Annotated in this window: 11 protein-coding genes; 1 reads left to right on the top strand and 10 read right to left on the bottom strand. The window is 59.9% G+C overall.

Going from position 1 to position 13,905, the window contains the following annotated elements; genetic code table 11:
- Nucleotides 1-264: 264 nt before the first annotated feature.
- The 8 genes from icd to AC6I6H_RS16330 all read right to left on the bottom strand — a co-directional run bounded on the left by icd (nt 265) and on the right by AC6I6H_RS16330 (nt 11,433).
- Nucleotides 265-1,566 carry an NADP-dependent isocitrate dehydrogenase gene (gene icd / locus AC6I6H_RS16295; protein WP_497955024.1) on the bottom strand — a complete coding sequence of 434 codons (1,302 nt, stop codon included), beginning with the start codon at nt 1,564-1,566 and terminating at the stop codon, nt 265-267.
- A gap of 148 nt (nt 1,567-1,714) precedes the next feature.
- Nucleotides 1,715-2,827 carry a citrate synthase gene (citZ, locus tag AC6I6H_RS16300; protein ID WP_497955025.1) on the bottom strand — a complete coding sequence of 371 codons (1,113 nt, stop codon included), beginning with the start codon at nt 2,825-2,827 and terminating at the stop codon, nt 1,715-1,717.
- A 265-nt stretch (nt 2,828-3,092) separates the two neighbouring features.
- Nucleotides 3,093-3,491, bottom strand: a complete 399-nt coding sequence (locus tag AC6I6H_RS16305) for an FxsA family protein (RefSeq protein ID WP_497955026.1) — start codon at nt 3,489-3,491, stop codon at nt 3,093-3,095.
- A 101-nt stretch (nt 3,492-3,592) separates the two neighbouring features.
- The gene (gene pyk, locus AC6I6H_RS16310) at nt 3,593-5,347 is read right to left on the bottom strand and encodes a pyruvate kinase (RefSeq protein WP_497955027.1); all 1,755 of its coding nucleotides are present in this window, start codon (nt 5,345-5,347) and stop codon (nt 3,593-3,595) included.
- 92 nt (nt 5,348-5,439) lie between these two features.
- Nucleotides 5,440-6,408, bottom strand: coding sequence for an acetyl-CoA carboxylase carboxyltransferase subunit alpha (locus tag AC6I6H_RS16315; protein WP_497955028.1), 969 nt, complete (start codon nt 6,406-6,408; stop codon nt 5,440-5,442).
- On the bottom strand, nt 6,398-7,267 hold the full coding sequence (gene accD / locus AC6I6H_RS16320; protein ID WP_497955029.1) for an acetyl-CoA carboxylase, carboxyltransferase subunit beta: 870 nt from the start codon (nt 7,265-7,267) through the stop codon (nt 6,398-6,400). Before accD ends, AC6I6H_RS16315 begins: the two co-directional genes overlap by 11 nt.
- Nucleotides 7,268-7,363: 96 nt before the next feature.
- Complete coding sequence (locus AC6I6H_RS16325; RefSeq protein WP_497955030.1) at nt 7,364-7,552, bottom strand: glutamate decarboxylase; 189 nt, start codon at nt 7,550-7,552, stop codon at nt 7,364-7,366.
- Between the two features lie 152 nt (nt 7,553-7,704).
- Nucleotides 7,705-11,433: a DNA polymerase III subunit alpha gene (locus AC6I6H_RS16330; protein WP_497955031.1), complete on the bottom strand. Its 3,729-nt coding sequence runs from the start codon at nt 11,431-11,433 to the stop codon at nt 7,705-7,707.
- Between the two features lie 253 nt (nt 11,434-11,686).
- On the opposite strand from AC6I6H_RS16330, the gene AC6I6H_RS16335 reads away from it, so the two are divergent.
- Nucleotides 11,687-12,748 (top strand): EFR1 family ferrodoxin, encoded by a 1,062-nt coding sequence (locus tag AC6I6H_RS16335; protein WP_497955032.1) that lies wholly within the window; start codon nt 11,687-11,689, stop codon nt 12,746-12,748.
- A 132-nt stretch (nt 12,749-12,880) separates the two neighbouring features.
- Here the strand turns inward: AC6I6H_RS16335 and AC6I6H_RS16340 are convergent, their stop codons facing one another.
- Complete coding sequence (locus tag AC6I6H_RS16340; protein WP_497955033.1) at nt 12,881-13,381, bottom strand: sporulation membrane protein YtrI; 501 nt, start codon at nt 13,379-13,381, stop codon at nt 12,881-12,883.
- Nucleotides 13,378-13,719: a YtrH family sporulation protein gene (locus tag AC6I6H_RS16345; RefSeq protein WP_497955034.1), complete on the bottom strand. Its 342-nt coding sequence runs from the start codon at nt 13,717-13,719 to the stop codon at nt 13,378-13,380. Before AC6I6H_RS16345 ends, AC6I6H_RS16340 begins: the two co-directional genes overlap by 4 nt.
- Nucleotides 13,720-13,905: the final 186 nt, after the last annotated feature.

Below are 13,905 nucleotides of genomic sequence, written 5' to 3' on the forward strand. Positions count from 1 at the left end.
CCGTTCCGCCTTTGCAGGAGGAACTTGCCGAAGGTCTTTTATCCCTACGGTGTAGCGCAGCTATCCGCACGCGCCCGGCTTCGCTCGGTCCGGTCCGGATAGGGCCAATATCGCCCTATCCGCGGCTCCCTAGAAGCCCTTCCACTTATTAGTTGGATATACTATCACGGATTTTTCATGGCGGCAAGACTTTTTTTATCGGCTATCTCTCGGTCCTGTCCCGAAAAAAAGAGGCCGGCGCCCGAAAGCGCCTGCCTCCTCTATTTATGCTTCCATGTGTTTGATAATCTCGTCCGCGAATTCGGAGGTTTTCACCTTCGTCGCCCCTTCCATCAGACGTGCAAAGTCGTACGTGACGGTTTTGCTGTCGATGGCTTTTTCCAGCCCTTTGTAGATGAGGTCCGCTGCTTCCTGCCAGCCCAGGTGCTCCAGCATCATGACGCCGGACAGAATGACCGAGCCCGGGTTGACGACGTCCTGATCGGCATACTTCGGCGCCGTGCCGTGCGTGGCCTCAAAGATGGCATGCCCGGTGACATAGTTGATGTTGGCTCCCGGCGCGATGCCGATGCCGCCAACCTGCGCCGCCAGCGCGTCGGACAGATAGTCCCCGTTCAGGTTCAGCGTGGCGATGACGTCGAAGTCTTTCGGGCGGGTCAGCACCTGCTGAAGCGTAATGTCGGCAATGGCGTCTTTGATAATGATTTTGCCCGCCGCTTCCGCTTCGCGCTGCGCCTTGTCGGCCGCTTCCGCTCCTTGGTCCGCCTTGATGCGGTCGTATTGATCCCAGGTAAAGGTCTGATCCCCAAACTCGCGCTCCGCGAGGGCGTAACCCCAGTTTTTAAACGCGCCTTCGGTAAACTTCATGATGTTGCCTTTGTGCACCAGCGTGACGCTTTTGCGGCCGTGCTTGATCGCGTATTCGATCGCCGCCCGCACAAGCCGCTCGGAGCCTTCGCGGGAAACCGGCTTAATGCCAAGGCCGGACGTTTCCGGGAAGCGGATTTTTTTGACTCCCATTTCCTTCTGCAGGAATTCCAGCACCTTCTTGACTTCCTCGGAGCCTTCCTGGTATTCGATCCCGGCGTAAATGTCTTCCGTGTTCTCCCGGAAAATCACCATGTCCACCTGCTCGGGATGCTTGACCGGAGAAGGCACGCCGTCAAAATAGCGGACCGGGCGCAAGCAGACGTAAAGATCCAGCTCCTGGCGGAGCGCCACGTTCAAGGAACGGATGCCGCCGCCGATCGGCGTGGTCAGCGGTCCTTTGATCGCGACAATGTATTCCCGGATCGCCGTGAGGGTGTCCTCCGGGAGCCACTCGCCGTATTGATTGTACGCTTTCTCACCGGCAAAAACCTCATACCAGGCGATTTCCTTCGTTCCCCCGTACGCTTTTTCCACCGCGGCGTCGAGCACCCGTTTGGATGCGCGCCAAATGTCCCGTCCGGTTCCATCGCCTTCGATAAATGGAATGACGGGGTTGTTCGGAACGTTCAGCGCTCCTTCCTGAATGGTGATCCGCTCGCCTTTTGCCGGCGGCGCAAACGATTTAAACATGGTCATGCCTGGGTTCCTCCCTGTTTCGTTATTTCAGTCTCTGGCGCGGTTCGGTTCTCTGCCTGCAGCCTGTGCTTATGTACCTGCGTACGGACGAATCCGGCGGGAAAAGCCACCCCTCCGCTTCGTCCGTTCGGTCACGCGCCGCCTCCGTTTACCGGAACTCGACGGGCACGTATTTCTGGTCGGCGTCGCCGACGTATTCCGCGCGGGGGCGGATGATCCGGTTGTTTTCGTATTGCTCCAGGATGTGAGCGGTCCACCCCGAGCAGCGGCTGATGGCAAAGATCGGAGTGAACAAATCCCGCGCAATGCCAAGCGTCGTGTAAACGGAAGCGGAATAGAAGTCGACGTTGGGCCTCAGCCCTTTGAGTCCCGTAACCAGCTCTTCAATTTTGACCGACATTTCGTACCAAAGCAAGTTGTTGGTCAGTTTGCCGAGCTCCTGGGACATTTTCTGCAGATGCTTTGCCCGGGGATCGCCGTTTTTGTACACCCGGTGGCCGAATCCCATCAGCTTCTCCCGGTTGGCCAGCTTGCGGCGGACGTACGGCTCGATGTTGTCCATCGTTCCGATTTCCTCCAGCATGTTCATAACCGCTTCATTTGCTCCTCCGTGGAGCGGCCCTTTCAGAGCCCCGATCGCGGAGGTGACGCCGGAATAAATGTCCGAAAGCGTGGCGACCGTCACGCGCGAGGAAAAGGTGGACGCGTTCAATTCATGGTCCGCGTGCAGGACGAGCGCTTTGTCCAGCGCTTGGGTGGCGATAAAATCGGGCTCGACCCCGTTCAGCATATACAGGAAGTTTTCCGCGATGGAAGCGCCTTCTTTTGGTTCTATGGGGGAATTTCCTTCCCGGATCCGCGCAAATGCGGCGATGATCGTCGGGATTTGCGCCTGCAGGCGAATGGCTTTCCGCAGATTGGCTTCCTTGCTCATGTCGTCCGCTTCTTCGTCATAGAGGGCAAGCGAAGAAACCGCGGTGCGCAGAGCGGCCATCGAATTCGTACCGGATGGAAAAAGGCGGATCAGGTCGATAACAGGGGCGGGAACGGCAGCGCTTGCGCTCAATTGTGCCTTGAAGTGCTCCAGCTCGGCGCCGCTCGGCAGCTTGCCGTACCAAAGCAAATAAACGACTTCTTCAAAGGTCGCATTGTCCGCCAGGTCGTCGATGTCGTATCCGCGGTAAGTCAGGATCCCGTCGATTATAGAGCTGACAGAGGTGGTGGCGGCAACGATTCCTTCCAAACCTTTGGTGGCTGTCATCCGTCTCTCTCCTTTATTTCCTGACTTGATGAATAAACAAGATTTATCATTCTCCTGATATTAATAATAAAGTATTGGAATGGCTTTGTGAATGAAACCAAAATAAAACTTCATTATCAAGATCATAAAAGAATGTGTTGCAAATCTGTGAACAAAACGCGCGCCACTACTTTATACCCTTGGTTGTAAGCGTTTGACTCGCGAAAACCCGGATTCGGATGATGAAATTTTTTAATCCCTGTTTCAAAACAAAATCCGCCGGCGGTTACCGGCGGAAAATGCGAAAGTTCCCTTTTTCGATTTGTTTTTTGAGGATGGCGAGCAGGATCGTTTTCGCCAGCGGACGCGTCAGCGGGAGCAAAAGAAACAGCCCCACGATGTCGCTGAAAAAACCGGGAAAGATCAGCAGGCAGCCGCCAAGCACGACGCAAATGCCGTCGACCACGGTGCTCGCCGGGATTTGGCGCCGGGCGAGCTGATCCGAAGCGTTTCGCCAGGTGTAGGCCGCTTCTTTGCGGGCCATATAGGCGCCGAACAGCGAAAGCAGGAGGATGAGCAGCAGCGTCTGCCAGCCGCCGATCCATACGGCCATTTGGTAGATTCCCCAAAATTCAAGGACGGACAGCCCAACGACAATCAGCATCAGGACACGCAGTGTGAGCACCCTCCATCTTTCCCGGTAAACCGGTTTGTTTGCAAAGAACGGCCGGCGGGACAAAGCCCGGTCGGCCGCTCAGCGGGTTATTCAGCTATGCCGAAAGGTTCTTACAGAACGGCAGCCTTGCCGGAGTAGATGAACCCTTGCTCGGCGTAAAGGGAAACTTCCGTTCCTTCTTGGAGCAGGTTCAGGGCGTTCTCCACGCCGATGATGACCGGTTTGCCCAGGTTCAGGCCAACCACTGCAGCATGGGACGTGATACCGCCGGCTTGCGTGATAATGCCGGCCGCCTTTTCAAAAGCAGGCATGTAATCCTTGTCCGTACCGGCGGCTACCAGAATGGAGCCTTCCGTTACTTTCTCGATCGCTTCCTGCGCGTTCTTGGCGATGACGACTTTGCCGGTCGCCGTCTGGCTTCCGATGCCTTGGCCTTGCGCGATCAGCTCGCCGACATGGTGAACCTTGATCAGGTTCGTCGCGCCGGATCGGCCGACCGGAATGCCGGCCGTAACGATAACCAGGTCGCCGAGGTTCAGGACGCCTTTGTTGCGGCTGGCGTCCAGGGCGAGCTCGATCATTTCGTCCGTCGTGTTGCCCAGTTCGCCAAGTACGGGAATGACGCCCCATACCAGAACGAGACGGCGGAGCACTTGCTCATTGGACGTGTAAGCGATGATCGGGGCGGCCGGACGGTATTTGGATACCATGCGGGCCGTATAGCCGGTTTCGGTCATCGTGACGATCGCTTTGGCGTTCAGGTCAAGCGCGGAGTTGGCTACCGCTTGGCTGATCGCTTCCGTAACGGACGTTTGCTGTGCTTGCGCCTGCTTCAGGAACATTTCGCGGTGCTCCAGCGCTTGCTCCGTGCGTTCCGCGATGCGGGCCATCGTGCGGACGGATTCCAGCGGGTATTTGCCGGCAGCGGATTCGCCGGACAGCATAACGGCGTCGGTGCCGTCGAAGATCGCATTGGCGACGTCGTTGGCTTCGGCGCGCGTCGGGCGCGGGTTGCGCTGCATGGAGTCGAGCATTTGCGTAGCCGTGATGACCGGCTTGCCGACTTTGTTGCACTTCTTGATGATCAGCTTTTGCACGAGCGGCACTTCTTCGGCCGGGATCTCTACGCCAAGGTCGCCGCGGGCAACCATGATGCCGTCGGAGACTTCGATGATCTCATCCAGGTTGTCTACGCCTTCCTGGTTTTCGATCTTCGAAATGATTTGGATGTGGGTGGCGTTGTGCTTTTCCAGCAGCTCGCGGATTTCCAGCACGTCGCTTGCTTTGCGCACGAAAGAGGCCGCGATGAAATCGATGCCTTGTTCGATGCCGAAAATGATGTCGTTGGCGTCTTTTTCGGTGATGCCCGGCAGGGAGATCTTGACGCCCGGGACGTTCACGCCTTTTTTGCTCTTGATCGTTCCGCCGTTGACGATTTTCGTCGTGATTTCCGTTCCTTCGACCTTCAGAACTTCCAGCCCGATCAGGCCGTCGTCGATGAGGATCGTGGAACCGACTTCAACGTCTTTCGGAAGGTCGGAATAGGTGACGGAGATGCGGTTTTTGTCGCCGAGGATTTCTTCGGTCGTCAGCACCAGGGTTTCGTCCTGAATCAGCTCGATCGGCTCTTCCTTCAGCTTGCCCGTGCGGATTTCCGGCCCTTTGGTGTCCAGCAGGATCGCAACGGTTTTGTTCAGCTTCTCGCGGACTACCTTGATGTTCTTGATCCGGTTGCCGTGTTCCTCGAAGTCGCCGTGGGAGAAGTTGAGGCGGATGACGTTCATGCCCGCTTCAACAAGCTTCGTCAGCATTTCCTCCGATTCACTGGCCGGACCGATGGTACAAACGATTTTTGTTTTTCGCATGGTGGTTTCCTCCTAAAATTTGCACATGCACTGGCAGAATATATATTTTACGCTTGGGGGAGCGAAAATATCGAAGTTGTGGCGCACCCGGGTTATCCGAGCGGCTGCAAAAAGCCGAAGCGGCCGATTTGCCGGAATTTGCGGTACCGGTCCTCGCGCAGCTCGTCCGGCGCAAGCTTCATCAGCTCGTTCAAATGAGTCCGCAATTTGTCGCAAATGGCCTCGGCGGCCAGCTTCGGATCGCGGTGAGCGCCACCGCGCGGCTCGGGGACGATGTCGTCAATCACGCCGAGTTCCTTGATGTCCGCCGCCGTAATTTTCATGCGCTCGGCGGCCTCAAGAGAACGCGAAGCGTCTTTGTAAAGGATGGAAGCGGCCCCTTCAGGCGAAATAACGGAATAAATGGCGTTCTCCAGCATCAGGACGCGGTTTCCCACGCCAAGGGCGAGAGCCCCGCCGCTGCCGCCTTCCCCGATCACAACGCAGATGACCGGCACCCGGAGAAGGGACATTTCCTGCAGGTTCCGGGCGATGGCTTCCGCCTGGCCGCGCTCTTCGGCGGCTCCTCCCGGATAAGCGCCGGCCACGTCGATGAACGTAATGACCGGACGGCGGAACTTGTCCGCTTGTTTCATCAGACGAAGCGCTTTGCGGAAGCCTTCGGGATGGGGCATGCCGAAGTTGCGGGCAAGGTTGTCCTTCGTATCCTTCCCCTTCTGATGGCCGACAACCGTTACCGGAATGCCGTCAAGCTTGGCCAGCCCGCCCACGATGGCCAGATCGTCCCCGAACAGGCGGTCGCCGTGCAGCTCGACAAAATCCGAAAAGATCATCTGGATGTAGTCGAGCGTAGTCGGACGCTGCGGGGATTTGGCGATCTGGATTTTTTGCTTCACGCCAAGGCTGCCGTAAATTTCTTCCTCCAGAAGGCGGTAGCGCTCTTCCAGGCGTGCGATTTCATCGGAAAAATCGATTCCCTTCTCTTCGCCGAAGCGCTTCAGCTCGTCGATTTTCCCTCTCAGCTCTGCAATGGGCTGTTCAAAAGGCAATTCACCCGCCATGGGCAACCTCCTTCACCGTATGAATGTCAAGGAGTTTCGTGAGCGTGGCCCGCAGGTCCTTGCGGTGGACGACCTTGTCGATCTGCCCGTGCTGCTGGTTAAACTCGGAGGTTTGAAAATTATCGGGAAGCTTTTGACGGATCGTCTGCTCGATGACGCGGCGTCCGGCAAAGCCGATGACGGCCCCCGGCTCCGCCAGCACGATGTCGCCCAGCATGGCAAAGCTGGCGCTGACTCCGCCAAGCGTCGGATCCGTCATGACGGATATGTATAAGCCCCCGGCCTCGCCGAATTTGCCGAGCACGGCGCTGGTTTTGGCCATCTGCATCAAGGAGAGGATGCTTTCCTGCATCCGCGCTCCGCCCGACGTGGAGAACACGATGAGCGGATAGTTCTTCTGCAGGGCGGTCTCGGCCGCGCGGGCGAGCTTCTCCCCGACCACGCTTCCCAGCGTTCCGCTGAAAAATTCGAAGTGCATGATGCAGACGACCACAGGAAAGCCGCCGATTGTCCCCTCTCCGGTTACAATGGCGTCCCGAAAGCCCGTCTTCTCAATCATTTGAGCCGTCTTCTCCGGGTAGCCGGGGAAGCTCAGCGGATCCTCCGAAACCATGTCGGCGTCATACTCAAACAGCCTTCCGCCGTCCAAAAGCATCTCGATCCGCTCGGCCGCGTTCAACATGAAATGATAACCGCATGAGGCGCATACTTTCAAGTTTTTTTGCAATTCCATGTTGAACTGTATGGCGCCGCATTTGGGGCACTTGTTCATCAAGCCCTCCGGAATTTCCCGTTTGGTCTTCTCGGAGGGAACCGTGGCGTACTTCCGTTTCTTCTGGAACAAATCCTTAAGCTGCACAAAGACACCTCGCAAAGCTTATTTCGGGACCCCAAAGCGACGTCGATCGCGCAGTTCTCCCGCGCCTGCATTCCCGGCCGAAGCCGCGCCATGCCGTCAGCGGTGCAGAATCGTGCCGAGCACCTCTTGCACTTCCATGACTTCGCCCTCGGGAACGAGGATTTCGAACTGGGTCTTGTTCAGATTGATGGCCCGGATCTGGACCAAAAACCCTTCTTCCGTCAATTTTTGCTTGATACGCTCGGCAGTCTTGGCGGTCTGTGCGATATAGATGACTGTCCACATGCGTATGCAACCTCCCCGAACCCTTGCTTCACAAGCGTGTACAATAGAAATATCATAGCACAACCACCAATTGGGCCGCAACAAAGCAAACGCTAGATTTCCCCATGTGCCGCCGTGAAAAGCCGTGCGGGAGAGGCATTTTCCCGGCTTCGTCAGTTCACCTTCGCCGAACCTTCCCCAAGCAGCCGGTCGATCTCCCGGATCAGATCGGGCGAAGGCTTGACATTGTATTTCTCGCTCAGGGCGCGGGTTTTCTGGCCGCGCTCGTAGAACAGCACGACCGGCAGCGGCCCCGTGTTCGCCTGCAAAAGCGCCTGCAAGCGTATCAACCGCTCCCCCTCCTCGCGGTCCGCCGCGATCTTCACAAACACCTTCTGTGTACGGGACGCACGCGGGGAGGCCGCGCGGGCCGATGCATCGTGTTCGGAAGCGGGAAGCGCCGCGGGTGCGCCGCCGCCCGGTGCTCCGTCCCGCTCTTTCCCGGCGGGACCGGACGCCCCGTCCGTCCGTTCGCTTTGCGGCGGACGGACGGGGCCGGCGCTCCGGCCGCGCGGACGGGCCGGCGCCGCAGCGGCGGACGGCGCGCCCGCTTCGGAGCGCGGGCGGGAGCCGCCGCGCCGGAGCGAGCGGACCGATGCGGCCGCATCGTCGCCCGCAAGCGGCACAATCTGCTCGGCGAGCAGCTTGCAGGCTTCCTCCTCGTGCTGCACTTTGCCGCGCAGCGCGATCAGCGAGCCTTTTTGCAGCTTTCCGCGCAGCGTCCGCCACAGGGTCGAGAAAACCACCGCTTCGGCGTGATCGATCCGGTCCTCCAGCTCCAGAAAGGCCATCTGCTGCCCTTTTTTGCTGACGATTTCCTTCACCGAAACGACCATGCCGGCCACGACGGCTTCTTCCCCCTCGGGAATGTCGCCCAGATAGGCGATGGAATCGAGGTCCTGACCGGACAAGGCGTCATCGTAATCATCCAGCGGATGGCCGGACAGGTAGAGCCCGAGCAGCTCCCGTTCCATATCCAGTTGCTCGGTGCGCGTGTACGGCCGGATGTCGGGGTATTCCACCGTCCAGTTGACTTCCTCGGTCAACCCGAACAAATGGAGCTGTAGATCGTCCCGCTCCTTTTTCCATTTGGCGGCGGCTTCCACGGTATCGTCCAGAACGGCGATCTGCTGCGCCCGGTGCCCCGGCAGCGTATCGAGCGCCCCGCCCTGGATGAGCGATTCGATCACCCGCTTGTTGCACTGCCGCAGGTCGACCCGGCGGCAGAAGTCGAGCAGGTCGGCATAGGGACTGTCCGTCCGCCCGGCGATAATGGCGTCGATCGCGTTCGTGCCGACGTTTTTGATCGCCGCCAGCCCGAATCGGATCCAGCCGGCTTCTTCCGGACCGGTTCCGGCTTCGTCCGGCCGCGCCGCATCCCGCCCCGCCAGCGGCGTGAAGGTCACGCGGCTTTCGTTTACGTCGGGCGGCAGCACCCGAATGCCCATGCGCCGGCACTCGTCCACGTATTCCGCCACCTTGCGGTGGCTGCCCATGTTGGCCGTCAGCATCGCCGCCATAAACGGCGTCGGATGGTGGGCCTTCAGATAGGCGGTCTGATAGGCCAGCACGCCGTAGGCCGTCGCATGGGCGCGCGGAAAACCGTAATCGGCGAAGCGGAGAATCATTTCGTACACCTTGCCGGCATCCTCGGCCGAATAACCCTGCTTCACGCAGCCGGCCGTAAAATGCTCCCGCTCCCGGTCCAGCACGTCACGCTTCTTCTTGCTGACGGCGCGCCGCAGAAGATCGGCTTCACCCAGCGAAAACCCGGCCATGCGCGAGGCGATCTGCATGATTTGCTCCTGGTAGACGATAATCCCGTACGTATCCTCAAGGATCGGCCGGAGATCGGGATGGGGGTATTCCGCCTCCGCACGGCCGTGCTTGCTGTCGATGTACTTCGGAATAAATTCCATCGGCCCCGGCCGGTAAAGCGCCAGCACGGAGACGATGTCGGCGAACGAGCTCGGCCGCATTTCCTTCAGCACGCGGCGCATGCCCGGCGATTCCAGCTGGAAGATGCCGGTCGTTTCGCCCCGGCTGAGCAGCTCGTAGGTGGCCGGATCGTCGTATTCCGACCGGCTCCAGTCGGGCAGTTCCTTCCCGCTTTCGGCGATCCAGTTCATCGTCCGCTCGATGATCGAAAGCGTCCGCAGGCCGAGGAAGTCCATTTTGAGCAGGCCGATCGCTTCCAGATTTTCCATGGTGTACTGGGTGAGCGGCGTTTTCTCCGTTCCTTCCTGGAGGGGGACGTAATGCGTGAGCGGCTCGCGGGAAATGACGACGCCGGCCGCATGGGTCGAGGCATGGCGCGGCATGCCTTCGACCTTCATGGCAAGCTCGATGAGCCGGCCGGTCGACGGCTGCTTCGCGCAAAGCTCCTTCAGGTCGGGACTCATCGTCAGGGCATGGCTGAGCGTAATGCCAAGCCGGTTCGGGATCAGCTTGGCCGCCTTGTCGACCTCGCCGTACGGCAGATTCATGACCCGCCCGACGTCCCGGACCGCTCCCTTGGCGGCCATCGTGCCGAACGTGATGATCTGCGCAACATGCTCCTCGCCGTATTTGGCGACCACGTAATCGATCACCTCGTCCCGCCGCTCGTCGCTGAAGTCGATGTCGATATCGGGCATGCTGACCCGCTCCGGGTTCAGGAACCGTTCAAACAGCAGCCGGTGGCGGATCGGGTCCACGTCCGTGATCCGCAGCACGTAGGCGACCAGGCTGCCCGCAGAGGAGCCCCGTCCCGGTCCGGTGGCGATGCCTTTCTCGCGCGCATAACGGATGAAATCCCAGACGATCAGGAAGTAATCCGAAAACCCCATCGACTCGATCACGTGCAGCTCGTAGGACAGCCGGTCCTCCAGCTCCTTCCGGGCGGCCCCATCAGTCCAGCTGTCCGTGCCTCCAAACCGTTCCGCAAGGCCTTCCGCGCATAGGTTCCGAAGGTAATCGCCCGCGTCCAGACCGGCGGGAAGCGGCCGGAATTCGGGCAGGATGGAGTGGCCGAATTCCAGCTGAAGGTCGCATTTGGCCGCAACGTCCAGCGTATTCGCAATTGCTTCCGGCAAATGGGGAAACAGCCGGGCCATCTCCTCGGGGCTCTTCATGTACAGCTCCTGCGTGTCGATGCGGAAGCGGCCGGGATCGTCCAGGTTTTTGCCTGTGCCGATCGCGAGCAGGATGTCCTGCACTTCGTGGTCCGCCCGGTTGATGTAGTGCACGTCATTGGTGGCGACGAGCGGGATGCCGGTTTCCCGGCTCAGCGCGATCATGCCCTGAATGATCTTTTTTTGCTCAAGCATGCCGTGATCCTGAATTTCCAGGTAAAAATCGTCTCCGAACACGCCGCGGAACCACTCCGCCGAGCGGCGCGCCTCCTCCGGCTTGTCCTGAAGCAGAAGCTGCGGAATTTCGCCTTTGAGGCAGGAGCTGAGGCAGACCAGCCCCTCGGCGTGGCGGCTCAGCAGGTCCTTATCGATCCGCGGTTTATAGTGAAAGCCCTGCAAATGGGCGACAGTTGTCATTTTCATCAGATTGCGGTAGCCGGTTTCGTTCTTTGCCAAGAGGACCAGGTGGCTGGTCGGGGACTCCTGGCGGGAAGCCTTGACGCTCAGGCTGCCGCTTGCCAGATAGGCTTCCACGCCGATGATCGGCTTGATCCCGGCCTCGCGGCAGGCCTTGTAAAACGGAATCGCGCCGTACATCACGCCGTGGTCCGTCAAGGCGAGCGCCGGCATGCCGAATTCGGCGGCTTTCGCCGCCAGCTCGCGGACGCGGGCGGCCCCGTCCAGAAGACTGTATTCGCTGTGAGCGTGCAGATGCACAAATCCGTTCATGGCGCTGCTCCAATCCGTTGATCGTTATTCTTCTATTTTACCACAAGGAAGAGGGCATGCGAACCCACATTCCCCTATCGCCCGCAGTTTCCGTTTTTTCCCGCCCAGCACCCGGCAGCCGGCATCCGTGGCAAAACACGAGCCCGGGAGCAAATTGTCACAGTGCGCCAAAGGGCAATCTTCTATACTGAGGGTAGTACAAAACCGGCCGGAAAGGGAAAAAGACAGTGCCGGCGAAGAGAGGCGGGCGGTTATGAAGCGGACGGTCATTCATTATTTTTCGGGCACCGGCAATACCCGGCGGGCGGCGGCCAGACTGGAGCAAGCGTTGGCTGCGCGCGGATACGAAACCGAAAAAGTCGACATCGGCAAAAATCCGGCCGCGGGCGGACCGAACGCGGATAGTGACTTCGGAGGCGCAGAGCAAGGTAGCGGTCCGGAGAAAACCACCGGAGATCTTCATGTTTTTCTGTTTCCGCTTTACGGCTTCGGTCCGCCGAAGCTGGTCCTGAACTACGCCCGCGGATTTGCCCCGGCGGACGGCGGGCGGGCGGCTGTCATTGCCGTCGGCGGCACCTCGGGCAGCGCGGAGGGATACGACGGCCGGGCGACCGTCCGCGTCGCCTCCGCGCTGCGCAAACGGGGCTTCCGGGTCTTCTTTGAGGATTTTGCCACTTATCCGGAAAACTGGACCCAGTTCTTCAACCCGCCCGATCCGGACCAGGCCGCCGCTATTTGCAGGCGGGGAGACCGGCAGATCGACGGCTTTGCCGAACGGATCGCGGCGGGACTTCCTTCGCTCCGCGTCCGCCATCCGTTTATGCGTTGGGTGACGGTGCCCGTCTACTGGGGCTACCGCCTGGCCGGACGCCGCCTTCTCGGCAAACTGTTTGCGGCCGATAAAAGCTGCGACGGCTGTTCCGCCTGCGCGCGAAGCTGTCCGGCGGGAGTGATCGCCATGAAACGGAACCGGCCGGAATGGAACTGGCGGTGCGAGGGCTGCCAGCGCTGCATCAACACTTGCCCGCGCGCCTCCATTCAGACCTCGTACGCCCGACTGGCGGCATTCGGACCGCTCGCGGCCTTGCTGCCGGTATTCCCTGCGCTTGCGCTCCTCCGTTTGTTTGAGCTTTCGTCCGGGGTGCTGGCCATCGGGACCGGGCTTCTGCTCTACATCGGCTTCGCCGTTCCGATTGCCGCGGCTATTGATCCGGCTGTCCGAAATCTGGCGCGGATTCCCGCCCTCCGCCCCCTGTTCGCCGCCGGCTTCACCCGATCCTTCCGGCGCTACCGCGCACCGAAGGATCGGACGTAGTGTAGCCGCCCCTCTCCCTTCCATGAACCGGCCCGTCGGAGCGAACGCCTGCCGGCCGGGCCGCCGGTCGGGCCGCTCGTCAAGCCGAAATTGTCCTAACCAACGCCTTGTCATGTTCTTCCCCGCTCCCTGTCAGGGAGCGGGTTTTACATATTCTTTGGCGGAAATCCACACGGACAGCTCCGACTGCACGACCACCAAAGACTGGACGCGCACCCGGTAATCCTTTCCCTTGATCGCGGGATATACCTTCCCGTCCACCAGCCGGAGAAAAACAAGCGGCGCGGCTTTCACCGCACTGACGGGCCGGCCGGACGCCACTTGAAGGTCCTGCCGCACCGCTTTGCGCAGCTCGCTTTCCGTCCACTCGTCCAATTCCCCGTCCCCCGTCCGGTCGATATGCACCGATAGCTTGGTGACCGTCTCCATCCGGTTTTGCATGCCCGTGAGCGCGTTCAAATTGGTCCGCAGCTCCTCGGTTTCCGCGCGCAGGTCCGCATTTATGGCGCACAAGCGGGAAAAGGCCTGCTGGTGCAGGCTCATATAAACCGCGCTGCCGCATACGGCGCCTGCGAGAAATAACGCGCTTCCGACCATCAGGCCGCGATAGCGGTCGAACGGCGGCACCCTCACGGCTTCGTCCCCGCTCCGGGGCCTCCGCACATCCAGTGAACCAGCGTGTAGCCCAGATGGGCTCCGATGAAAGAGGCGGCGAAAAAAAGAATCTGCTTGATCGCGGGCGACAGGTACCCTTCCTGAAAATTGGTTTCAATAATGCGGATCGGGTCGATCGTGCCGCCGGCGGCGGCGATCATGGCCCAAATTTTGATATTGGACGCGACGGACTCCATAACGCTTGAAGGCGGCTGCAGCATGAACACCGCGCCGATGCCGGCGAGCAAGCTTCCTCCAAGCACAAAACCAAAGGCGATGAACAGATCCAGCACGCACTTGACAAGAAACGCGTTCACGGCGCACCTTCCTTCGCTCAGGCTGCCCGCCGTCCCCGCAATCGCTCCGAATTCCGGACAGGCTCGGCTTATGTATATGCAAGCCCGGCCGGGCCAATGCCACGGCGGCGGAAGAGCCCCCCGGCAAGGCAAAAACGGCCCGGCGCGGAACGAAGGCCAGACGGTCCAATGCCACGGCGGCGGAAG

This window comes from Gorillibacterium sp. sgz306347, from assembly GCF_059735245.1.

Coding starts and splice junctions, on each gene's coding strand:
- pyk (WP_497955027.1), bottom strand. CDS start 5,347: ATGCGAAAAACAAAAATCGTTTGTACCATCGGTCCGGCCAGTGAATCG.
- AC6I6H_RS16335 (WP_497955032.1), top strand. CDS start 11,687: ATGAAGCGGACGGTCATTCATTATTTTTCGGGCACCGGCAATACCCGG.
- AC6I6H_RS16315 (WP_497955028.1), bottom strand. CDS start 6,408: ATGGCGGGTGAATTGCCTTTTGAACAGCCCATTGCAGAGCTGAGAGGG.
- icd (WP_497955024.1), bottom strand. CDS start 1,566: ATGACCATGTTTAAATCGTTTGCGCCGCCGGCAAAAGGCGAGCGGATC.
- AC6I6H_RS16325 (WP_497955030.1), bottom strand. CDS start 7,552: ATGTGGACAGTCATCTATATCGCACAGACCGCCAAGACTGCCGAGCGT.
- citZ (WP_497955025.1), bottom strand. CDS start 2,827: ATGACAGCCACCAAAGGTTTGGAAGGAATCGTTGCCGCCACCACCTCT.
- AC6I6H_RS16330 (WP_497955031.1), bottom strand. CDS start 11,433: ATGAACGGATTTGTGCATCTGCACGCTCACAGCGAATACAGTCTTCTG.